This window comes from Photobacterium sagamiensis (genome assembly GCF_050337085.1).
In the GTDB taxonomy this organism is placed as follows: domain Bacteria; phylum Pseudomonadota; class Gammaproteobacteria; order Enterobacterales; family Vibrionaceae; genus Photobacterium; species Photobacterium sagamiensis.
Map to the genome: position 1 here is coordinate 1 of NZ_JAKJSP010000029.1, position 22949 is coordinate 22949.

Below are 22949 nucleotides of genomic sequence, written 5' to 3' on the forward strand. Positions count from 1 at the left end.
CGCATGCACCATGGGATCGATCAGAAAACCCTAGAACACTGGCTGATGCAACATTACATGATATTGGTCTATCTTCCGGCATACAGTCCGGAATTGAATCTGATCGAAATCCTTTGGAAACAGGCCAAGTATTACAGACGCCGCTTTATTACTTGGAGTAAAGAAACACTGGAAGCAGAAATCGCTGCCTTGTTAGATGGCTATGGCAACTTATTTGAAATAAGTTTTTCTTAGTTACTTACATGAATACTACTGCTGCAAATAGTAAATAATGCATTATTACAACTATCCGGTAGTACACAGATCATACAGCTGCACTGCATTGAATTATCAAAAGCAAGAGACTATAAGCAAACCACATCAAGATGCGAGCTTCAGAGCTTCCCCAGGAACTCCATTCGAATGAGATGTGTATAGGAATGGCAGCCTTGCCTAAAAGCCAATGAATTCTCGCTGAACTCTGCACCTTGAGATGGTTTGGGTATAACGATTAGGCTGCTGGCTTTACGCGTACAAAAATGCTCATTTTTTGTGCATTACGAGCGTATCTAGAGATATCTCGACATTCATGCACTTCCTTTTCCCATGGTTATGCACAGAAACGGTGGATAACTTCACTTCCCACTCTCATTCAATTACATAAAATCAACACTTTGTATAATATTCATGAAATCAAATAATTTATTCCAAAGTTATACAGAAAGCTCAAGCGCGCATAAGAAGGCAGAATGTATCGTTATCAAAATTGAGATTATTCTACATTCTGAAAATAATGAATGATCTGATTTTCGCTACCTCGCCAGACAAGTAACGGGTCCTGCGTCTCTTGTTCAAACTTGCCATCCACCAGCACATCAATGAGATTCACAACCTCTTGCTGCTGTTCGGTGAGCTCATTAAGCACATATCCTGACCACAGCCAAATATCTTTTCCATGACATTCAGCTTTAACACGTTTGATCAATTTTAATACTGAAGCAAGATTCGCTGGGTGTAGTGGATCGCCTCCAGACAATGACAACCCACGACGCTGAATACGGGGATCATTCAAATCCTGAATAATTTGATCTTCCATGGCCTGCGTAAACGGATGCCCTGCGTCCAAGCGCCATGTATTTTGATTGTAGCAACCACGACATTGGTGCTCACAACCTGAGACAAACAACGTACAGCGTGTACCTGGTCCATTGATAACATCAACTGGATAATAGTTATGGTAATTCACTTTATATACTCACCAAAAGCAAGAAGTGCCATTAAGGCACTTCTACATTCATTGTTGGATTTGCTTTCAACCGGCTATGTTCGAGTTAGCTTACATGTGCTTAACACGACGCTTAACTTCTTCCTGTTTACCCGCGTTAAATGGCCGAGCATCAGGAGAGCCCAGATAACCACACACTCGACGAGTTACAGAGACTTTCTTAGGATCGTGATTACCGCATTTAGGACATGTAAAGCCCTTACTTGTACAGTCAAACTCACCCGTAAAACCACACTCATAACATTCATCAATTGGTGTATTTGTGCCGTAGTATGGAACGCGAGAGTATGAGTAATCCCAAACATTCTCAAGAGCTTCAACGTTGCGCTGCATGTTCGGGTATTCACCGTAACAAATGAATCCACCGCTTGCTAACTCTGGGTACGGCATCTCAAAGTCAATCTTGTCGTATGGGTTAACCGTTTTTTCAACATCAAGGTGGAAACTGTTGGTGTAGTAACCCTTCTCTGTTACGTGCTCTATAACACCAAACTCTTTAGTGTCTAGTGAGCAGAAGCGTGTGCATAGATTTTCTGATGGCGTGCTATACAAGCTGTAACCCCATCCTGATTCTTCCTTCCACGCATCGACAGCATCTTTAAGGCGTTTAACAATCGCGATACCCTTCTGGCGAAGCTCTTCACTGTCGTAAATGTGCTCACCTTTATCTGCGTAAAGGGCATTGATAGTTTCATGGATTCCAATGTAACCCATAGAAATCGACGCTCGTCCATTTTTGAAAATGTCTAAGACTTCATCATCGGGATTAAGACGAATCCCCAGTGCACCTTCTGTATATAGAATTGGGGCAACACGCGCTTTCACACCACGAAGGCGATCAATACGTGTATCAAGTGCTTTTCGAACTAGCTGAACTCGCTCATCCAGGAGCTCAAAGAATTTCGCTTCATCACCATCAGCTTCGATAGCAATACGCGGTAAGTTCAAGCTTACTACACCAAGGTTGTTACGACCTTCATGGATCTCTTGACCATTTTCGTCAATGTATTGTCCAAGGAAACTACGGCATCCCATTGGTGCTTTGAATGAACCAGTAACTTCAACGACTTTGTCGTAGTTAAGAATATCTGGGTACATACGTTTAGATGCACATTCAAGAGCAAGCTGCTTGATATCGTAGTTAGGATCGCTTGGTTTATGGTTGATGCCATCTTTAATTGCAAATAACAATTTAGGGAAAACAGCCGTTTTTTTATTTTTTCCTAAACCAGCAATACGGTTTTCAAAAATTGCTTTTTGAATCAGCTTAGATTCCCACGAAGTACCTAGACCGATGCCAATGGATAAGAATGGGGTCTGTCCATTACTTGAAAAAAGCGTATTAATTTCATACTCAAGCGATTGAAAAGCATCGAAGACTTCTTTCTCCGTGAGTTTTTTTGCATAATCTTCTGCACACGGAACGTCCCACTGTTGCCCCGTCTTCAAGTGCTTGTTGTAACTAGCCGTCACATACGGTGCAAGCACTTCATCAAGACGATTCAGTGTAGTACCACCATAAGTATGACTTGCTACCTGCGCAACAATCTGAGCAGTTACAGCTGTCGCAGTCTGAATGGATTTTGGTGTGTCAATTTCCGCATTACCCATGCGAAAACCCTTGGTCAGCATATTTTCCAAATCAACGATCATACAGTTGAACATTGGGAAAAATGGCGAATAATCCAAATCATGATAGTGGATTTGGCCTGCCTCGTGGGCATGAACAATATCACGAGGTAGCATGTGGTTCTTCGCATAATGCTTAGAAATGATACCTGCCAGCAAGTCACGCTGAGTAGGGATCACTTTAGAATCTTTGTTCGCGTTTTCATTTAGAAGATCGGCATTGCTTTGCTCAACTAAACCTGAGATTTCTGCACTTAGCGTACTTTTCTTTTCACGCTCGATATCACGGTCATGGCGATATTCGATGTAAGCACGAGCAACATTTTTATGCGGGCCCACCATCAGGTGATTTTCAACCGCGTCCTGAATAGCGTGAATATCCACTTCCTCAACAGACATAAACTGAGAAAGTACACCGTCAGCTACCGACGCAGCATACGCCTCATCCATAGCTTCAACTGACTCGGCTGCGCTAAGTACAGCTTCTTTAATACGCTTAGTATTAAACGGCAAACGGCATCCATCACGCTTAATCACAACAGGCTTCACACGGGGCTCCTACGAACATGACACTGTCACTAAAACACAAAATATAGGGCTTAGTGATCTGGGTAATACAAGATGTGGTGTATTAGGCGAGAATTCCGGAAAACAAACATTGATCTAAATCATTTTTTATCAAGGACAGTACAGGGAACGAGCGATGATTTTGAGCGGTGCCAAATTTTGGCATGTAACCTCTTTTGCAAACCTTTTTTGTCAACAAATTTATTGTCGATCACTTTATCTTTTTGAAAAAAAAGCCCTTGCAATTTCCATTCTCAGCAACTTTGATTTTGATCCAAACAGACAAAATCGTCAGCGGATTTTAGAGACATATAACAGCGAGTAATGGCTACACAACAAATCGATCGCACACTGAGGTGATAAACATCGTATATCTCACATTTCTCGCGTACAACCCCTTCCTCAACATCGATAGTGTAAGCATGATCCTTAACGAATGGCTTATAACGTGCGTACTCACTTCATCAGTCTCTTGCTGATGCTTAGCATAGCCCCTACTCTCGCGGCTGACATTGCGTCTTCCAGTGTGAACCTGGTCAGCTGGAACATGCAATGGCTGAGCTTATCAGGTGAATTTCCAGAAAGCAGACGTAATGATCTCGATTACCAGAAAATGAGATCGATATTTAAAACTCTCTCCCCTGATATTTTCGCCTTTCAAGAAGTTGATAGTCTCGCTGTCTTAAAGAAGGTCGTGCCCGAATCTGAGTATCGCTTTTACCTCTCAGATCGTAGTAAAAAAGCCAGTGAATCTTACCCTGTCAGTAATCAATACACAGGCTTTGCGGTTCGCTCCCACCTTGTTGTATCCGATCCCAGCGATCTTTATCAATTAAACCATATCGCCAATAACAAACCTGGTAAGTTACGCTATGGCAGCTATCTCATCGTTCAGCTTGATAATGGTACTCAACTGCATCTTCTGTCCGTTCATCTGAAGTCCGGTTGCTTCAGCAAGAATCAACGGAAGCAACAAAATTCGAATAAACACTGCAAACAGTTAAAGCGTCAAACAAATGTTTTATCCGATTGGATAAATAAACGACAAGAGAAACATCAAAGCTTTATGGTTGTGGGGGATTTCAACCATCAATTAAATCATCCGAACGAATGGTTGCTAAGCTACCTCAATAACCGGCTAAAACAGCCACTGGTCAACCTCACGGCAAAGACTAAGGCCAACTGCTGGGCTAAAGTCAGAAACGCCAAAGGCCAAGCACGGTTTCGTCTTTATCGTTCGCTGATCGATCATATGCTCGTGTCGCAAGATATTGCTGGTAAAATCAATGATCAGGATAGTGTCTATCAACTGTCGTTTGAACAAGAAGACGTCAAGCAATACCAATTGTCTGATCACTGCCCGATTGTTGCCCATCTTCCTCTCTCTACCCCCTAGTAACTAGTTTCGAGTTTCTAGTCTCGAGTACTTCATCGCAGAAGTTTTGATGAGATCTGACACCAAACGTCGTCATTCCGTAAAGTGAGGCACGAACTTATACGGAATCTAAGGCGCACACGGTTAGAACTGGATCCCGGATATCTCGCCTCTCGTTACTCGCACCGTTGCACATACAAATCGTTCACTAAACAACCAGAAAGAAGCTGGAGATGAGATCTTAGTCAGTGTTTTATCAAATAATGATTTTCAAAAAACGCGACTAAACCTATAGATAACTACTCCTTCACGCAGCAGCGTGAGTTATTTGTAAAAGGACTACTGATGGACGCTGTAAACCAATATACGTTTGTTGCGCCGACTGAAGATGAGCTCATGGTTGAGCAACCTGATGCGATTTTCGTCTCTCTAGACAACACAGTATTTGAAGATGAAGTTATTATCTTAGGCAACCCCTAATCAATATAGCTAATTGTACGATCACAAAAAAAGCCCGTTTAACGGGCTTTTTTATGGTAGTAAAATGAAAAGCTATCGTGGTAAATGATAATTATTCTTGCATATAACTGTTATTGTAATGCCTCACATCTGGCACGATATTATGTTTGTTCAATAGGCGGTACATGGTTGCTCGCGAAACACCCAGATCTTTCGCTGCCGATGCAACCTGACCACGATGGGTTTCAAGTACTGCCATTAGCACATCTTTTTCAGCTTCATCTTTAATATTACGTAAGCTTTGCTTAAGATTTGCCTTGCTTGGCAAATCAAAATGTTCAGCCCTAACTTCATTCCCTTCAGCTAGCAGCGCTGCACGCTTAACCTGGTTAATCAATTCACGTACATTACCCGGCCAACTATACCGCAACAGCAACTGCTTCGAATCTTCCGAAAAACTGGATGCCATAGTGCTGTATTCATTAGCAAACTTAGTCAGAAACTTTTCAGCTAACAGGAAAATATCAGAACCGCGTTCTCGTAATGTCGGTACTTTTATATGGAACACATTCAACCGATAATAAAGCTCTTTACTGAAATCACCATTTGCAACTGTACTTTCAAGATCTGCACTCGAAGAAGCAACAATACGAACATCGCAACATGAATCATCATTCAAAGAGTCACCTGAAGATGTTTGCAAATAGGCCAACAATTCATCTTGTAACTCTTTCGACAACTCCTCAACATTATCGAGTAAAATAGTGCCATTAAAGTTTGGATTTTCATCTTCTTGAGACTGCGATGGCGCTCTTAAGAATGCCATTTTCTTATCATCATGCGCTAAAGAACCACAGTTAACCGAAATAAACGGTACATTTTTTCGCTTAGATAAATTATGAACAGACTTAGCAATCAACTCCTTACCGGTACCATTCTCTCCAGTTAGAAAGACATTCACTTCCGTTGCTGCCACGCGGCGTACCATGTCACGTAATTGCTTAATCGATTTTGACTCACCGAATAATCCCATATCATGTTGAGAAGTGATCTCAACCCATGAGCTAGATTCAATTTCAAGCATACCAAGTTGATGACCAACTGTGTCTAATAGCTGGCTACTTGGAATTGGAACCGTGAAATAGTCAACGCAGAAGTTATTAATAAACTGGCAGATCGCATCCGTATGCAACTGCTCTTTTTTAATAATAGCGATCCATTTTACTTGCTTAGTCTTATTTGCCCTTAAAGAAATGCTATTCAAGCTAAAATCATTATTGCTTAAATCAACAATACAGATACAAGGACTGTACTCTTCCAGGATTGAGTCAGCCGTTCTAAGATCGTAACAGCAATGGGTTTTCCAACCAGATTGTTCCAGAAGCGCAATCCAAGGTTCGTAATTACAACCAATTGCAATAAGTCGACCACTAATTGACTTTGTTTGACATTGAGCCACCATCGAAGTCACCTTCTTTTTCAATGTACATTTATTTATTCTTTATGTATTAAAAATAATAGGCAATAAATGACAGCTTTGCAGGGTATCAGATGTAAGAATCATCTTGAAATGTCTGTTTTTATAAAAATCAATAGTCAACAAGCAAAAAACTACCTTATTCAATCAACAACTTAATAAAATATAAAAGTTCCCCTAAATTTAAGAAAAATTATTAGCATAGATGGTTAATGATAAAAAAATACAACAAAAAAGGTATAGTGAGAACACTATACCTTCAATAATATCGAAAAATTATATGAAACTAACTTTAATACCCTGTATTTAATATCGCACTCTCCATCCGGTGTGTCTGAATTTGCTGATGAATGAACCCATCTACATCAGCCTCAATGTCTAATACTGTATCTACTTGAATCGTTATTCCATCGACTGTATTCTGAACAATATTGGCAATACTACCATTTAACAAGTTTGGCCCTTCTATATAGTTACCGTCGCCAAATTGCGCAACACAGACAACACAGTCAGTTTCACCTCCTCCAGAACTGCTCGCAGGCATTAAAATACCGTTAACTATGGTGAGATCAGCAATATGAGAACTGAATGTTTTTTCACCATTCAACGCAGTTGTTATAGATAAGCCTATATTGATTAATGTGTCGTTTATAGATACAAATCCACCGCGTATCGATGACATTTCAGCATCACTCATCGTGACCAATCCAAAATCAAGATTATCCAGACTCGGAAGACTGATAGTGGCATTAGCCATTAAGGCCGCCCCTCCTATCGTCGAAGCGATAAATAATTTAGATAATTTATTCATACAAGCCTCTAATAATCGTTTGCACCGGGTAGCGTTATGCTGAACGTGGCAAGCGAATCTCTGGCAACCGCCTCTGACATTGGCGCCGGACTATAAATGCTGTAATTTTCTGCTGTAATAAAACTGTCTTGTCCTTTTTTAATATGACTTTTTACCAGCAGAACCAAGCCTTTATAGTTCGGTTCAAATTGGTCAATATCCATCACGACAGTCCCTCTTGATGGATCGCCTAATATAATCTGTTTGCTGTTAAGACCTTTAATTACAACAAAGTGCATATAACCATCAAAGTTAACAATTGTAATGCCGGGGATGCCTAATTTCTTAAATTTACTCAGAGGGATCTTATAACCACCAGCATCAAAACCTACTGAGCTTAAGTAATTTTTCATATCTAACATCGAAAATCCCTTTTTCTCAATTTTTGCCTTGTTACCGTTGGCAAACATATATTCAAACACAGCATTTTCAGCTACTTCAACACCATAGTGATAGGTTATTAAAGATGCCACAGCGGCTGAACCGCAACTGAAATCATATTGCTGCCTTTGTACATCACCAAATAACTTCTCCTGGTAGCTTTTCACTTCAACGTTATACCCGCCTCGATTCGGAAAGTAATCAAGTGCTGATACAGAAAAGCTGGCACACAGGCCTGCAATAATTAATGCTGAAATTTTCATAATCATAGAATCACTGTCTATTGACCTTGCCGTGTGATGACATTAGCTACAAGTTTATACAACCTGAAATTGATGCATCACAGCCCAAACAATTAAATTTCAATATGTTTCGCCTCACTTATTAAGACTCATAACTCGTACATTACAAGTCTGCATAAGTTAAGACGAAGGGCCATAACAGCCCTCCTTATCTTTTCTTATTTACCAACTAGCGCTGCATTAGTACTTGCAGCCTGCTGAACAAGTGAGTTATTACCCACGTTCTGACCAGCGACATTGATACCCGATGCCCCACCGAATGCACCATTCATAGTGTTGGTTTGATAAACCTTCACATAGCCGCTACCGCTATTGCTATCACCATGACCTCTATAGTCACCATGTTTATTATCATCACAACATGCGCCGCCATAGGTCACTGTACTGTCTTCTATTTCACCCTCAAGCTCTGTTTCAGCCAGGTACTCATCAATATCGATATCGATACTGTAAGTGTGAGACTCATCATAAGTACTGTTATCTTTTAGAAGAGTATCGTTAAAACTACCATGTATATCTACATCTACATCTTTATTTCCGATATCTTTCATCAGCAAGAAGTCATCGTCACTCTTGAAGCTATCATTGACAGTGGCTGTTTTATTAAAACTGTCCGTCTTTTCAATAGTTACATCTGTATTGAACATATCAGTAGCAGAAACATCTAGATCACCAGTGGCTAAAGCTAAAGGAGAAACCATTACAGCTGCTACTAAAAGTGCGACATTTGTTTTACGCATGATATTACTCCAAATATATTGTGTACATTTTTTATAATTTACTTACTTTTTATATGGCTATGATTTCAAACATGTTTGTTTATTTCTAATGAGCCATAGCAATCACTCACATTATCAAACACCATACCTATTACATTAATAAGCGTTTATGTATGAAGTAATGTTGTTAGTCCCTGCGAAAATCGTAAACTCTAATTAATAGTCGATACTTATTCAGAGTTCTTTGGCTGACATATACCTCATATGCCAGCATTAGATAAACTAACAGGCTACTTCAATGTCAGGTTAACAACCGTTGCATTTTGTATTAACACATTATTACCTGTGTTTTGCACTACACTAAATACCCCTGAAGAACCGCTGAACGATCCTTCGGTGAGATAATTATCACCAGTGGTATTATGGTTTGCGTCACCTGAAATATCACCATACATCTCTGAATTCGCTTCCATAATGTCAATATTCAGCTCGTATTGCCCAGCTCGAGACTGATTCATTAAATCATCATTCAGCGTTTCAGATCCTGCTAGCATATCTAACTCATCTGCTACTGCACCGCATGATAAGATAACAGCAACTATCAGTGTTAAATATTTCATAACGACCTCCTGAGAGCTGCAGTTAGCAACTCTCAGCTCTCAGCTTTTATGTTACTTAGAAAGAACCGCGTTGGTACTTACACTTTGCTGAACCAAAGAGTTGTTACCCGCATTCTGACCTGCAATATTGATGCCTGAAGCTTGCTTAAAGGCATTTGTCATATCATTTGACTGAGTAACCATCACTCCACTTGGTGCAGATTGACCACCGCCATAACTCTTATCATACCAACCACCACCCCAATCGTTGTCGTTGTCACAACATGCACCGCCATAGGTCACTTCACTGTCTTCTATTTCACCCTCTATTTCTGATTCCGCTTTAAATACATTTTTCTCCAATGTAAATGTAAAGGTCTTGGTATAAGTGTCCTTACTGTTGTCAATAGCACTAAATGTGTTAAAACTGTGACTTGTATCTTTATCAATGTCGGTGTTATTCATGTCATACATGATGAGTGCGTCGTCATCAGTCTTGAAGCTATCATTGATTTTAAGATCTTTATTAAAGCTGTTAGTAGCCGTGAAAGCCAAGTTTTCGTTGGCAATATCATTGAGAACAATATCGGGCTCAGCTACAGGCGGTGGCGTCGGATCAGGATGATACCAATCACCACTAGCGAATACGATAGGCGAACTAACAACAACTGCTACGAGTAGTGCAATATTTGTTTTACGCATGATTTAACTCCAACTAGGTTGTACTGCCATTATGTTGTGCTGCTTTTTTTATAATCACTCGCAGTTGTCCGCGAGATAATTTAATAGTAGTTTTTGCCAAAACCAGCATTGTATTATTTTTAATAAATCAACTTTATATTTCCATCTAAACACTTACTTTTAATTCCATTTATTCATATTGATTCATTTCTAATAAATTCAACAAATCTCAACAAATCTCAACAAATAAAATTTTTATTAATAATGAGACCGTTTCATGAACATCTTAGGAATAAGACAATTATTTGAGACAAATAGTTAACAACTTGACTTTTATTCAACTATTCTTTTTTTATTGGTCGAGTAGCTGTTGCATACTGTCTGGACCGATTACGGGGCACATCTTTGCAGGAAATGCAAAAAGTGAGGAAATCGTGAGTATTTTAAAATATAAAAGTCTGATTGCGCTTCTTACTGTTTGCTCAGGCATTGCGGTGGCAGCGGAGTCACCGGCAACTCAAGAAACTGAAAAAACGAAGCGAGTACAAACTGTTGCAGATATTTTCGAGCAGCCTGGCGTACTTACACCGAGAGGATCCTTTGTGCTTGATACCTCTTTCTCTTACACCCAGAACTCCTCTAATAATGTTTCAGTTGTTGGCTATACGGTTCTGCCTTCGCTCATTGTGGGCTTAATTGAAGCCAGTGACATTGATCGAACCACACTGACCTTTGGTCTCACGGGCCGTTATGGTATTACTAACCGCTTTGAAGTTGAAGCACGTATACCCTGGGTATATCGTTCAGATTCAACCGCAAGACGGCGGATAAACACTGGCGAGAGTAGTAATGAGATATTTGATGTTGATGGTAGTGGCCTTGGTGATATCGAAGCCGCCTTCAAATACCAGTTCAATATGACTTCTTCACCCTACTGGGTGGGTAGCTTACGTTTCAAAAGCACCACAGGTGATTCGCCATACGATGTTCCGGTAAACGACGTTGGCGACTTCGAAGATCTGCCAACCGGGTCCGGTTTTCCCAGCATTGAACCAGGGATCACTATGATCATGCCTATCGATCCGGCTGTGATTTTCATGAACCTGAGCTATATCTGGAATATCAAGGACGATGTCAGCGTCGACCTCGAAATAGAAGATGAAGAAGGTGGAGAAAGTACAACCATTCGTGTCGATACTATAGACCTTGGTGATACCATCTCGTTTGGTGCAGGTATGGGTTTTGCGGTTAATCCGAAATTTTCATTCAGTATTGGCCTCAACCATAAAACTATCCTTAAATCAAAAGTTAACGGATCAAAATTAGATGCCAAATTATTACAGTTAGATTCCCTCTCTTTTGGTGCGAACTATGCGCTCGACAGAGATACAACAATTAATGTCGGTGCATCTGCAGGTCTGACTGCTGATGCACCTGATTTCCAACTGACAGTAAGGGTTCCATATACTATCAAGCCCTAATGCTTTTTGGAGCCGAATCAACGCTTAAAAATACGGCAAAAAGCCCCAAAGCCAATATGCATAGGGGCTTTACTTTATGTCACACAGTAAAAGACTCAAGCCTCGTTTTGTTCTATCCTATGGTTCTTAAGTCAAAGCTGTAACAGGAACACAAATCATGTCCACCCCTTTAGAACCAACGATGGTTGAAACTATTCAACGCTATGATGCCGAAAAACGTTTCAAGTACTTGGTTAAAGAAGTCGTCGCCAATCGCCAAATATGGATCCTGATTGATGAGCACGGCTGTGTCATGCTGAACACTGATGACGAAGATTGTGTGCCAGTTTGGCCTAACAAAGAGTTCGCAGAGGCATGGGCAACTGGCGAATGGGATTCTTGCAAGGCTGAAGCGATTTCCCTCAATAAATGGCATAGTCGTTGGACCCATGGTCTTGAAGACGATGAACTTGCCATCGTGATCTTTCCAAACCAGGATGAAGACGGCTTAGTTGTATACCCTGATGAACTTGACTATGAACTGAAGCAGCAAGCGAAAAAAGATAAATAATACCTGTTAGCCGCCTTGTTAATAGAAAAGAGTCTACACAGATAATCCCTTTGGGAACCAAATGTGTGGCTATACTCGCGACCGACATTTTAACGACGATAAAAGGGCTAAATCTGGCCCTTTTTTATTTCTTTAGTGCAACGTGATGCTTATTTGCTCACAATGCACTATTATTTTCTTTTAATCGTTAAAACAGACAATAGAAACGGGGGGCGTAAAGCCATGGATGCGCTATTCAGTACTCTAAAGAACACACCAGAATCAGTTGGCTTTGATATTGTGATCAGCACCATTAACGATCATTATCACTACCAACCGACCGCCTTTAGCAATGGGTTAGGCAATGAGACACTCGCCAATCCCGCAGGCACGAATGAAGGATCATGCCGTATTTTTGCGTTTGCTAAACGCCACGAACTATCTGAAGCAGAAACCCTCGCTTGCTTTGGCAAATTTTATCGAATTGATGTATTGCAGAATCCTAGCAACGATGATCATCTGAACATCCGTAACTTCATGAAATACGGATGGCTGGGTATTCGCTTTGCGGGAGATGCTCTTTTGGAAAAAAAGCGTAGCTAACCGTCGAGCAAAATCAATAAGGGGCCGACAACCCCTTATCAAAGCTATGTGGGTCGTTTAATTAAAACGACGTTTTACAGTGACTACATTCTGTTGGTGGTTTCATAAAGAAAGGCGAACGGCTCGCTTTTCCACATGAGTCACAAAATTTAGTCGAACGTATCGTCAACCAAGTCAAAGGCAGCAGCAACGTAACCAAGCCAATCATCATAAGTAGCGGTGGTTGCATATAGATGATAAATCCAGCAATAACCGTATTGCTGAATATCGTATAGCCCGGCCATAACTTACGTTTACGTTGAACATCTGAGCCGCGCTGAAAAAGCATCACACTGCCAGCAGAAATCCCCAGCCAGATCACCATTAATACAATCAATAGATCTTGTTGCAAAATTTTACTCACCCTTAAATTAACTCAGCGTCAATTATTACCAATTCACGGCAGCAGTCTACCACTGTGATGGAACACCAGACAATTGAGATTACCGTTTGTTACACAATGCTCACCCAAAGAGAGCCAGAGAATGTCAGATTGGGAAGCTAGTCACAACCTGAATAATCTAGTACCCAATTTTGTGTGTTCAACCATTGAAAGCGACCCGGAAAGACAGATATCTTAGTGAACGGACACATGACTTGTCCAAATCGATACAGTACGTATCGCTAGAAATGGTTCAAAATGGAGCTTAAATGATTGTAAAATCTGCACTTCGCACCTGTTTCGTTCTTTTTTGTGTATTAAGTCGTAGCCCTGTTGCTGCTGAAAGTTTACCCGTTCACACCGACTCTGATTATGAGGTTCCGTCCTCTAGCCAAGGTTCGAAAAAGTCGTTTCAACGCTCACTCAGTGGCCTTTACTCCATTCCAAGCTGGAGACAAAGTCATATCACTCAACCCTATGATGACTTTGACTCACTCTACCAACAAGCACATCAAGCTCAGACGGAACTTGAGCAATTAATACAGCAAGTCTCACTCTCTACCGATACACAGAGCCAGCTTCCGGGTATAAAATCACAAACCAGAGCTGAATATAAAATATCAACAGAATTAAATGGTGAGGTGAATCGCCTTACTGATTTAGCACGAGGCTCATTGATCGCCAGAGATATCGGCAGTCTTGTTCAGGCATTTGAACTACTCAGTAAAAAAGTGACCATTGTCGAAGTAAAAAACCGCTTCAAGCTGCCAGCCACATCCGGTTACCGCGACTTAAAAATGCTGGTACGTCTTCCTCAGACTCAGCACATTGCTGAAATCCAGCTTCACCTGCAAGCTATTTCAGACATAAAAAACGGGGCTGAACATAACATTTATGAACAACTCCAAACTATCGAACGCACAGCGTCTTCTCAAAACAGGGAATTGAACGAACTGGAAGCCTCACGAGTAAATTCGTTGCGTAATATGTCTATTAACTTGTATCAGTCAGTCTGGCAGCAATACCTCCAACCAGAGAGGGCCGTTAGCTAGGGTCTGTTTATCAAAAATATGGAACAATTCATCTTGGGTTCAGGTTAGTCTGCTATGGTTATATTCACAGTTAAGCTACACACATAAACAAGCTCCAGATAGAAAACAACGAAGCACATACGACACCTTTAACGTCACCGTTTATACCCGTATGTTGCTGATGCCAACTTGCTACTTGCAGGCATCACAGGAGTTGTTTAATGGATATGAAAGCTGTCGTTCGTACTTGTTTTGTGCTTCTTGTTGTTTTTAGCCGCAGCTCAATAGCTGCCCCACTAGCAAGCTATTCAGAATCTGAATACGTACTTTTTTCTCAACAGACACAAGAAAGTAAAAAATCATTTCAGCGTAGTTTAAGCGGTTTATACAGTATTGATAGCTGGAAAGAACTCGACATAGCTCAACCTTATCGTGATTTTACACAGTTATATCAGGCTGCAACACTTGCCCAGCTAGAGCTCGAAACATTAATGAGTGAGGTTGCCTTAGTCACGAATACTCAACCCATTATTCCTGGTGTTAAATCAGAACACCGCGCAAAACAGAAAATCGATACTGAGCTAAAAGGTGAAGCGCACAAAATTACCGATCTGGCGCGTGGTTCATTAGTGGCTACAGATATTCCGGGCCTTGTACAGGCATTTGAATTATTAAATAACGAAGTCTCTGTCGTCGCAGTTAAAAATCGCTTTAAATCACCGACGGCCTCTGGTTACCGAGATTTAAAAATGCTGGTACGCCTTCCCAAGAGCCAGATGGTGGTTGAAATTCAACTTCATTTAGATGCCATTTCTACCATCAAGAATGGGGCTGAACATGAGATCTATGAACAAATTCAGACTATCGAACGCATCGGCCTGATAAACGACCGTACATTATCAGAATTCGAACTAGCTCAGATAACCCAGTTACGAACGAAATCGTTAAATCTCTATCAAGACGCATGGCAGCAATACCTGCAACCTGAAGCCATGGCGAGTTAAGACCTTAACCAGCGCTAAGGGCTATGAAGTGGTCAGGTAAATCTGGCCACAACTACCGCAACGCCAATCCCCAAATTTTGGTATAGCACGACTAACACCAGCGCCTTACCTGAATACAATATTGTTGATATTCATCGCCAAAGAGCTCAGATAGCACTTCTTCTTCCGGCCCTATCTGGAAGTTATTTATATAAAAGACAAATAATGGAATCATCACCAGACTGGAAAGCGTACCAAGATAGAAAAATGCAGCGACAAGTAACACAGCTAAGCATAGATACATTGGATTACGTGAAAAACGATAAATCCCGGTTGTCACCAAACGCGTCGCTTTTTTTGGCCGGTGAGGATCGACGGTGGTGCGCGCTTTAGCGAATGAAACGATGCCAGCCAAACCTAATATGGCTCCAATCAAGCACAATAAAAGGACAATAACCTGCTGACCTGCAAACGAAAAAGACCATAAAGGCCAATACGTTGCAAGAAAATACATCCCGCCCAATGTTAACAGCAATACTAGTGGCGGCGGCAATTTCAGATGCATACCTGACTCCTTTGAACTTACTCGGTAGACTATCAGAAGATCACGAATTTTAGATAGTTATAGTATAAGAGCAAGGCATTATACTGGGCATGCAATTGATGGATAAGCTATTTCTATCTTTAAAGCATCAATTATTGATAACGGTGTCGGGCTATTGGTAAAACGCTAGAAATGGCACGAAATCGTATGATTATATTGCCACACCAGTGTATGGCTTATAGAATCGGCTCGCGCTTTTCTTTGTTGCTATCGAGATTTTACAATGCAAGAATTTAAATACCTTCAAGGCTATCCCGTACATTTAACCGAGCAGGTACAAAAACTGATCGACGATCAGAAGCTGCCAACGTTCTTGCTGAAAAAATATCCCGACACACACAATATCAAAACGGAAAAGGCGTTATATGATTTTATTATTGATATTAAAAACCAATACTTAAAGAAATCAGCCCCGATCAGTAAGGTGAATTACGATAATAAAATCAATGTCATTCATCACGCCTTGGGCCTGCATACTTTTGTTTCCCGAATTCAAGGAGGGAAGTTGAAAGCTAAGCATGAGATCCGTGTTGCTAGCGTCTTCAAAAATGCCCCTCTTCCCTTTTTGCGTATGATTGCAGTTCATGAGCTCGCGCATTTGAGAGAAAAGGAACATAACAAAGCTTTTTATCAGCTCTGCTGCCACATGGAACCTAATTATCATCAGCTTGAATTTGATATGCGATTATACCTGACCCAGCTAGACATGACTGGGCCCATTTATACGTAATCCTCTTTTACTTGCACTTAAAATGAACTAAAAATACTCCGCTACAAGACCATTACTTAAGCCAGCCAATGACCTTTGAGCAACTAGTATCTTGACTCATTAATTATCATTGATTGAACAGATTAGTCTTTTATCGATGAAGCCAAACCGTCGTCATCCTTGCTCTTTATCATCCATTGAAGCGCTTAATGCTGATCTTTTCACTATCGATTGGATTTACAGTCGCGATTATCGGGGATCCACAGTCCACTGAACCTTCCGTGCATGATGGATCCCAGATAACCGCCAGGTAAGTTTTGAGAAAGCCTACAAGTTCAGTGTTTGGCGGTTTCTGGGATGACGGACTTTAACCGTTTCAATCATCTTCACTGTGTTTAGGTACTAGAAATCTACTTTGCATCGACTCGCCAATGTGAGCTAATAAAACAAGCACAGGCTTAGATTTGATGATTAAATTTTTTGTTTAAAATCGCATGAAAGTCTAACAAGGGGCTGTGTTTTAGCCTACAATAACTGGTTAATAAAATGATTAGGTGTTTACATGAAAGTTTGTGCAGTTGAGCTAAGAAGCAATGAGGCAATCATTTGCCTTCTGTCTCTACAAAATGGTCTGTTTGATCTTCCTCAGTGCCGTACTCAGAAGTTCATCATGCAAGATTCTCTCGATAATGAACAAATGAGAGATTTCCAATTCGCATTCAAAAAACTGTTGGATGATTACAAGGTTGAACACGTCGTGATCCGCACTCGCGAAACCCGCGGTAAATTTGCAGGCAGTGCAACTGGCTTCAAACTGGAAGCGGCTATCCAGCTTATCGAAGGCTTAGATGTTGACTTCATCAGCAGCGCTGAAATAAAACAAAAACTGAAGCGTAATCCATTGGCGATTGACTTCCGCAGTACTGGACTGCGTCAGTTCCAGGAAGCTGCGTTTACTACAGGTTACGCTTACATGGGCAAATAATACCAACCGGGATAAGTATCTGGTCAATGGTCATATACTTTTCCAAATTGGTATAAGCTGGCTTGAGTTAGCAAAAAGGGTAAAGCCAGCGCTTTACCCTTTTTCAATTTGATACTAGGGTCTGTTTATCTAACACTCTCTGGCAGCGACTCTAATCACGTTTTAACGGCCGGATCACTGACTCTAAGCCTTCGATTTTGAACTCTAATGCCAACGCCATTAGCGTCCCTAGCTCTCCTTCCGGAAAACCCTGCTTTCGAAACCACAGCAAATACTCTTCTGGTAAATCAATTAATACCCGACCACTGTATTTACCAAACGGCATTTTCACATTCGCGAGCTTTACCAGATGTTCTTTGTCAAACATTGCTTAAGCAGCCTTTATAACCTAACTGACTACAGGATCTTCGATCTTAACGTTGATTGCAATACGTTAAGCCCGTTCAAAACGCTCTTGTTATTCGTTCTTTGTGTTCTTCATAAACATGAGCCGGACATTAACCGGGACACTCGTCGCGATAGAGTTTAGCTTCGCGATAGTCTGAAGTGCTTTCACCCCTTTATCTAACTCAAAGTTTTTGCTGTCGATCACCACAGGCTTAGTGGTGTTAACCAGAAGCCCGCCATTTTCTAACCCGATCACTTGTAAATTTGCGACTAAAAGCTGCTTCTTGCCATGAAGATCCAGATCAACCTCAGCTTCCAGAGACATTGTTTGACCCGGTTTGAGAGCCGCTAACGCCGCTTTATCAACTTGCGCCATGAGTGTGGCGATTGGAAATAGCTCTGTTTCAAATAGCACCTTGTTCATGCGCTCATCACGAACAGGGATCAGTGTATCAACACTGGTAAGATCAATCGAAACTGTCACATCACCACTGTCAGAGACCGATCCGCTTAAGTTTTTGAATTGATGAATTTCTGTCACCGCAGCATTTTTCACAGATAAGAAATTGACATTCGACTGTGAATTATCCAGCGTCCAGTCAGCAAACACCGTGACTGGTAGCCCGGCTAACAATGCACAGGTTGTGATCAATACATGATGTAATCTCATCAAAAATGTTCCTATTTTTGGCTTTCTGATTCGATCAATATAGGTGAAAAGCTTGTCCTTTTTTTATTATTATTGAGCCAGCATAGTTGCCATAGAATGATTAGGTGCGAAACACAAACGACAGCGATAAAAAAACCTGCTTTCGCAGGTTCTTGTTAAGCATCAACTTTATGAACAACAGCCTTTATTAACTCGCTTGTTTTAACGCGAACGGCGGCAGAAGTTCTTCCGCAATCAATTTAAGCAAGAATGTTTCACGTTCAATCGACATGCCTTTTTTCTCACTGTTCGCCATGGTGTCTTCATTATGAGCTATCGCATCAAAGATACTCATCCAGACAGGCTTCATTCCATTTTTGATTTCGTAATCTTCAAGCCGCGTTTCACCTAACTCAGCGTCAATCGTACAGACAAAACAGTAAGATTCCATATGAACGATATCGTGCTCTGGCTTATGCCAAGGACGATATTCTTCATATAAACCAAATTCTTTAATATCTCGGATATTTTGTGCGCCCGTTTCTTCCTGAAGCTCACGGATCAGACCTGCTTCAGCATCTTCACCATCATCTATCCCACCACCAGGCAGGGTATAGTCATGGTAGCGCGCGGTGTATAGCATCAAAATATCTTCACCATTCAAGATAATGCCGCGGGCAGCCTTACGGTGGAAAATACGAGCATCCTGGGTTTTGATATCAGGATGCACTGAAGATTTTAATAATCGCATGGCTAAGTTCGTCTACGTCAGTTTAGGATCATGAAAAGCTGGCTATTCTAACGTAAGTTGGCCTGTTTTCATAAAACCTCTTTTTAGGGCCTGTTTATCTTCCCACATTGCAATACTGTTGAAAGATAAACAGGCCTTAACTAATACAGACTAATAATTACCAGTCCAGTAACCGCTGGAAGAAACGTTCAACATTATTCACACAGCTCGGTTTTAAGCGGCCGTTTGGATCCCAGGCGGGCAATTTAGTTTGACCCAGGCAGCTTTGAGAGAAGCTACCACTCTGAGACTGACGATAAGAAAAATCAGTCACCTTTGCGGGCCGGCGCAGTACTAACGCTTCAGGATCACGGCGCTGAATGTAATCGGCATACAAACGCAATGCGCCAGAAGAACCAGTTAAATTCACACTTTTATTATCGTCCCGGCCCATCCAGACCGTCACAACCTCACGACCATCCACTCCGACATACCAACTATCACGACCATTATCTGATGTACCCGTTTTTCCTGCCAGTCGCGACGATGCGAACTGGGTATTCAGGTAACGTCCTGTGCCCAAACTCACCACTTTTTGCATACCGTACATGGTCAGCCAGGCAGCTTGCTCTGATACAGCAGGTGATGATTTTGGCAAGTTCTGATAAAGCACATTACCTTCACTATCGGTAACCGCAGTTAATGCGGTCAGATTGGCCTTATGACCGCCACTGGCAATCGTCTGGTACATCTGAGTTACTTCCAGCGGCGTTAAGGTAAACGCGCCCAGTAACATCGATGGCAGCTTGGGTACTTCTTTACGATCGACACCGAGCTTCTCCATTGTGTCGATAACGTTATCTATACCAACCGCCATGCCTAAGTTGACTGTCGGAATGTTGTACGACTTCGCCAGTGCCATAAACAACGGCACCTCACCGCGGTACTGCCTGTCATAATTACGCGGTGACCAATTCTCTCCTTTTGCACCTTTTAGCGTCAGCGGACGATCTTGAAGCGTGGTCGCCAGTGAAAAGCGCTCAGGCTGTTCAAGTGCGGCAAGATAAATCGCGGGTTTCACAATAGAGCCAATTGGTCGTTTGGCATCAATCGCCCGGTTGAAACCGGCATAACCGGGACGGCTCCCCCCTACCATAGCTCGAATTTCACCAGATCGTCGGTCTGCAATCACCACCGCTGTTTCCAGCTCTTTTCCGGCTTGTTTTTCAAGCTTAGGAATGGCATTTCGTACCGCTTGCTCCGCTTTTTCTTGCGAGAGCGGATCTAACGACGTGAATAATCGCAGCCCTTTTCCTGGCTGGTAGTTATCACCGACATGTTCTTTAAGTTCATGTTTAAGCTGTTCAAAATAGGCGGGCTGTCGATTTGCCAATCGCCCTTTTTCTTGCACTCCGAGGGGACGTTTAATGGCATCATCATACTCGCCTTGCTCTAACTGGCCATTTTCAACCATCATTTTCAGCACTAAATCACGGCGCTGTTTTGCACGTTCAGGATAACGCCACGGATTATAATATGACGGCCCTTTTACCAACCCTACCAACAAGGCTTGCTGATCAGTACGCAGCTCAGAAAGCGGACGCCCGAAATAGAATCGCGCCCCTAAAGCAAAACCATGGACCGCATCGGCACCACTTTGTGCCAGATACACCTGGTTAAGATAGGCATCGAGGATCTGATCTTTGTCATAACGATAATCAATGATCAGCGCCATATACGCTTCGCGGAATTTACGCCATAAACTACGTTCACTGCTCAAAAACAGGTTCTTTGCCAGCTGCTGAGTCAGGGTACTTCCCCCCTGAACCGTGCGCCCTGCTTTCAAGTTCGCCAAAAATGCACGGCCAATAGCAACGGGGGAGACACCATCGTGCTGATAAAAATTCCGATCTTCCGTTGCGATCAATGCATCAATCAAAGGCTCCGGCATTTCATCTTTCGGTAAGTAAATGCGCTGCTCTACAGCTCTGGCTTCCAACATACCTAACATTTTCGGTTCAATACGCAAAAAGCCTAATTCTCGTTGCGTCTTTGCCTCATAAATACGTTTCACCGCCGAGTAATCAAACTCCACAACGACATGACGTTGGTCTTCGCTGCCATCTTTAAACTCAAACGGACGGCGGATAAACTCAACTTTCAGTCGTCCGGTTGAATATTCTCCACTTCTACGCGGTGTTTTTACCTTCTGGTACTTCAACACCTTCAGCTCATTCACCAAATCTTCATAGCGAATTGGCGTACCGGGCTGCAGAGTCAGTTCACGGGCATAAACGATGGATGGCAGTTGCCACAACTGCCCTTCAAACTTATCCGTCACTGTCTGGTTAAGTGAAAACCCCATCCACACCATACTAATTGAAGCGAACATAACGGCACCAATGCAGCCCAATTTCAGCCACTTTCGTTTACTTGGTGGCTGGTGTTCTGCGCCTTGCTTTAATACCGGATCAGGCTTTAATTCTGACTCCGACTTTTGATCGGATTCAGGCTGTTTTTGCTTGTCTGATGTCGTCATAGGGATCTGTACTAACTCCACCCAGAGCATTCTGAGTGTTAATAAATGGTTCTCGCCACCCAATAAGGTTGATCAGGCAGTGAGATCTGTTTTTATCAGGATAGAGAAACAGCCACCAAAGCGTGTCATGCCTCTGTCAGAGTCTATACCCAAACTACTTCAAGATGCATGATTCAGAGCTTCCTCTGGGAATTCAATTCAAGCGAAATGTGTGTAGGAATGGCATTCCCTTTCAAGCACATTTTGTGCGGAAGTGAGTTTCCAGAGGAGCTCCCAAAGGGCGAGTTTCAGTAGCTTTTATACTGCGTTAGCCATACTCCAAATAGAACCACTATTCGCTCATATAGCTGCCTTGCCTAAAAGCTACTGAATTCTCGCTGAACATCATCTTGAAGTGGTTTGGGTATAGGTCATTACAATGGTTGCGACCGAGGGAAAAATCCCTCAAAATACGCGCCCGTTGATCCAACTGCTGAGAATAACTATGGAACGCGATTATAAATTTGACTGCCTGGTGACGATGCCACGCCATGAACTGGAAGAGTTCAGCCTCCGAGTTATCAGCCGTATGGTGCCGGAAGATGTGATGCAGGAGCTATTCACCTTCGATCAGGAAGAGATCGATAGCGAAGATCGCATGAAGTCAGCGCAGTTAGATGCCATGTTACGCATGACGGCGATTGCATTAGGTGAAGTAAAAGGTGCATTTTCAGAATCAGAAAATGCAAAACAAAATGCTGATCGCATGATCCGACTGATCCTGTGGCATTTCTACGCCCTGTCTTTCAACCTGGAAGAAGCCGTTTCACTGGAAGAACACTGTGAACAGGTTGAATCACTGCTTGATACCGCCCCGGATAATGCCTTTGGCTGGGTCAAAATACTGACCGAGTTACTGCACAACTATGCAGAAATTAACGATCAAAATACTGCAAACAAAGTAAGCTGAACGCTTAAAACAGATATAAACCCTCGCAACTGAAAATAAAGAAGCC

The 22949-nt window shown here is 41.9% G+C and carries 25 protein-coding genes; 11 read left to right on the top strand and 14 right to left on the bottom strand.

From position 1 onward, the window contains the following. Nucleotides 1-3: 3 nt before the first annotated feature. Nucleotides 4-234: a transposase gene (locus tag L4D76_RS14785; protein ID WP_428441756.1), complete on the top strand. Its 231-nt coding sequence runs from the start codon at nt 4-6 to the stop codon at nt 232-234. Between the two features lie 517 nt (nt 235-751). Here the strand turns inward: L4D76_RS14785 and nrdG are convergent. Together nrdG and nrdD are read right to left on the bottom strand one after the other, a co-directional pair. After that, a complete protein-coding gene (gene nrdG / locus L4D76_RS14790; RefSeq protein ID WP_428441661.1) occupies nt 752-1225 on the bottom strand; it encodes an anaerobic ribonucleoside-triphosphate reductase-activating protein in 474 nt (157 codons plus the stop codon). A 90-nt stretch (nt 1226-1315) separates the two neighbouring features. Then, nucleotides 1316-3442, bottom strand: coding sequence for an anaerobic ribonucleoside-triphosphate reductase (nrdD, locus tag L4D76_RS14795; RefSeq protein ID WP_428441662.1), 2127 nt, complete (start codon nt 3440-3442; stop codon nt 1316-1318). Nucleotides 3443-3896: 454 nt separating this feature from the next. Between nrdD and L4D76_RS14800 the strand changes: the two genes are divergently transcribed. Together L4D76_RS14800 and L4D76_RS14805 are read left to right on the top strand one after the other, a co-directional pair. Then, complete coding sequence (locus L4D76_RS14800) at nt 3897-4856, top strand: endonuclease/exonuclease/phosphatase family protein (protein WP_428441663.1); 960 nt, start codon at nt 3897-3899, stop codon at nt 4854-4856. A gap of 324 nt (nt 4857-5180) precedes the next feature. After that, complete coding sequence (locus tag L4D76_RS14805) at nt 5181-5315, top strand: hypothetical protein (protein ID WP_428441664.1); 135 nt, start codon at nt 5181-5183, stop codon at nt 5313-5315. A gap of 91 nt (nt 5316-5406) precedes the next feature. Here the strand turns inward: L4D76_RS14805 and L4D76_RS14810 are convergent, their stop codons facing one another. The 6 genes from L4D76_RS14810 to L4D76_RS14835 all read right to left on the bottom strand — a co-directional run bounded on the left by L4D76_RS14810 (nt 5407) and on the right by L4D76_RS14835 (nt 10324). Further along, complete coding sequence (locus L4D76_RS14810; RefSeq protein WP_428441665.1) at nt 5407-6756, bottom strand: sigma-54-dependent transcriptional regulator; 1350 nt, start codon at nt 6754-6756, stop codon at nt 5407-5409. A 307-nt stretch (nt 6757-7063) separates the two neighbouring features. Further along, on the bottom strand, nt 7064-7582 hold the full coding sequence (locus L4D76_RS14815; protein WP_428441666.1) for a hypothetical protein: 519 nt from the start codon (nt 7580-7582) through the stop codon (nt 7064-7066). An 8-nt stretch (nt 7583-7590) separates the two neighbouring features. After that, nucleotides 7591-8265, bottom strand: a complete 675-nt coding sequence (locus L4D76_RS14820) for a C39 family peptidase (RefSeq protein ID WP_428441757.1) — start codon at nt 8263-8265, stop codon at nt 7591-7593. A 197-nt stretch (nt 8266-8462) separates the two neighbouring features. Next, on the bottom strand, nt 8463-9044 hold the full coding sequence (locus L4D76_RS14825; RefSeq protein ID WP_428441667.1) for a hypothetical protein: 582 nt from the start codon (nt 9042-9044) through the stop codon (nt 8463-8465). Between the two features lie 269 nt (nt 9045-9313). Beyond that, nucleotides 9314-9643, bottom strand: a complete 330-nt coding sequence (locus tag L4D76_RS14830; RefSeq protein WP_428441668.1) for a carbon storage regulator — start codon at nt 9641-9643, stop codon at nt 9314-9316. Nucleotides 9644-9694: 51 nt separating this feature from the next. After that, on the bottom strand, nt 9695-10324 hold the full coding sequence (locus L4D76_RS14835) for a hypothetical protein (protein WP_428441669.1): 630 nt from the start codon (nt 10322-10324) through the stop codon (nt 9695-9697). 413 nt (nt 10325-10737) lie between these two features. Between L4D76_RS14835 and L4D76_RS14840 the strand changes: the two genes are divergently transcribed. From L4D76_RS14840 to L4D76_RS14850, 3 genes are all read left to right on the top strand, one after another. Beyond that, nucleotides 10738-11784 (top strand): transporter, encoded by a 1047-nt coding sequence (locus tag L4D76_RS14840; protein WP_428441670.1) that lies wholly within the window; start codon nt 10738-10740, stop codon nt 11782-11784. Nucleotides 11785-11941: 157 nt separating this feature from the next. Further along, nucleotides 11942-12334 carry a DUF2750 domain-containing protein gene (locus L4D76_RS14845; protein WP_428441671.1) on the top strand — a complete coding sequence of 131 codons (393 nt, stop codon included), beginning with the start codon at nt 11942-11944 and terminating at the stop codon, nt 12332-12334. A gap of 222 nt (nt 12335-12556) precedes the next feature. Further along, entirely contained in the window at nt 12557-12916 is a 360-nt protein-coding gene (locus tag L4D76_RS14850; RefSeq protein ID WP_428441672.1) for a HopJ type III effector protein, read from the top strand. Between the two features lie 61 nt (nt 12917-12977). On the opposite strand, the gene L4D76_RS14855 is transcribed toward L4D76_RS14850, so the two are convergent. Next, nucleotides 12978-13307, bottom strand: coding sequence for a hypothetical protein (locus L4D76_RS14855; RefSeq protein ID WP_428441673.1), 330 nt, complete (start codon nt 13305-13307; stop codon nt 12978-12980). A gap of 299 nt (nt 13308-13606) precedes the next feature. On the opposite strand from L4D76_RS14855, the gene L4D76_RS14860 reads away from it, so the two are divergent. Further along, nucleotides 13607-14389 (top strand): nucleotidyltransferase family protein, encoded by a 783-nt coding sequence (locus L4D76_RS14860; RefSeq protein ID WP_428441674.1) that lies wholly within the window; start codon nt 13607-13609, stop codon nt 14387-14389. A gap of 200 nt (nt 14390-14589) precedes the next feature. Further along, a complete protein-coding gene (locus tag L4D76_RS14865) occupies nt 14590-15372 on the top strand; it encodes a nucleotidyltransferase family protein (RefSeq protein ID WP_428441675.1) in 783 nt (260 codons plus the stop codon). A gap of 91 nt (nt 15373-15463) precedes the next feature. Here the strand turns inward: L4D76_RS14865 and L4D76_RS14870 are convergent, their stop codons facing one another. Beyond that, nucleotides 15464-15916 carry a methyltransferase family protein gene (locus tag L4D76_RS14870; RefSeq protein ID WP_428441676.1) on the bottom strand — a complete coding sequence of 151 codons (453 nt, stop codon included), beginning with the start codon at nt 15914-15916 and terminating at the stop codon, nt 15464-15466. Nucleotides 15917-16178: 262 nt separating this feature from the next. Between L4D76_RS14870 and L4D76_RS14875 the strand changes: the two genes are divergently transcribed. Together L4D76_RS14875 and L4D76_RS14880 are read left to right on the top strand one after the other, a co-directional pair. Beyond that, nucleotides 16179-16685 carry a YgjP-like metallopeptidase domain-containing protein gene (locus L4D76_RS14875; RefSeq protein WP_428441677.1) on the top strand — a complete coding sequence of 169 codons (507 nt, stop codon included), beginning with the start codon at nt 16179-16181 and terminating at the stop codon, nt 16683-16685. A 541-nt stretch (nt 16686-17226) separates the two neighbouring features. Next, complete coding sequence (locus L4D76_RS14880; RefSeq protein WP_428441678.1) at nt 17227-17649, top strand: DUF3010 family protein; 423 nt, start codon at nt 17227-17229, stop codon at nt 17647-17649. A 151-nt stretch (nt 17650-17800) separates the two neighbouring features. Here the strand turns inward: L4D76_RS14880 and L4D76_RS14885 are convergent, their stop codons facing one another. The 4 genes from L4D76_RS14885 to mrcB form a co-directional block, all read right to left on the bottom strand. Further along, a complete protein-coding gene (locus L4D76_RS14885) occupies nt 17801-18016 on the bottom strand; it encodes a DUF3820 family protein (protein ID WP_428441679.1) in 216 nt (71 codons plus the stop codon). Between the two features lie 90 nt (nt 18017-18106). Next, entirely contained in the window at nt 18107-18706 is a 600-nt protein-coding gene (locus L4D76_RS14890; RefSeq protein ID WP_428441680.1) for a YceI family protein, read from the bottom strand. 187 nt (nt 18707-18893) lie between these two features. Further along, on the bottom strand, nt 18894-19436 hold the full coding sequence (locus L4D76_RS14895) for an NUDIX hydrolase (RefSeq protein WP_428441681.1): 543 nt from the start codon (nt 19434-19436) through the stop codon (nt 18894-18896). 157 nt (nt 19437-19593) lie between these two features. Next, nucleotides 19594-21954 carry a penicillin-binding protein 1B gene (mrcB, locus tag L4D76_RS14900; protein WP_428441758.1) on the bottom strand — a complete coding sequence of 787 codons (2361 nt, stop codon included), beginning with the start codon at nt 21952-21954 and terminating at the stop codon, nt 19594-19596. A 484-nt stretch (nt 21955-22438) separates the two neighbouring features. On the opposite strand from mrcB, the gene L4D76_RS14905 reads away from it, so the two are divergent. After that, nucleotides 22439-22903, top strand: a complete 465-nt coding sequence (locus L4D76_RS14905) for an exoribonuclease R (RefSeq protein ID WP_428441682.1) — start codon at nt 22439-22441, stop codon at nt 22901-22903. Nucleotides 22904-22949 lie beyond the last annotated feature (46 nt).